General features: G+C 63.4%; 1 protein-coding gene. It reads left to right on the forward strand.

All coding sequences use genetic code 11. The annotated features are described in order from the left end of the window. On the forward strand, positions 1-246 hold a 246-nt coding region (locus SB764_RS43580), incomplete at its 3' end, for a cysteine hydrolase family protein (RefSeq protein ID WP_410867250.1).

A 246-nucleotide genomic window follows, 5' to 3' on the forward strand; every position in this document is an offset into this window, starting at 1 on the left:
ATGCGATACCCAGCCGATGCCAACGCCTGGGACATCACCTTGGATGTCCGAGGCGGGGCAACGGTAGTTGACGCGTCGACGTTCTCCAAGTGGGGGCCACAGCTGGCAGCCCTCGTCCCGGAAGGGACGGAAATGATCCTGACCGGAGTAGCCACTGACTGCTGCGTCCTGTCCACTGCGCTTGGCGCCATTGACGCCGGACGTTTCGTCACCGTCATTTCCGATGCCTGCGCCGCCGTCACCGAT

Source organism: Paraburkholderia sp. SIMBA_027 (genome assembly GCF_046535315.1).
In the GTDB taxonomy this organism is placed as follows: Bacteria; Pseudomonadota; Gammaproteobacteria; order Burkholderiales; family Burkholderiaceae; genus Paraburkholderia; species Paraburkholderia tropica.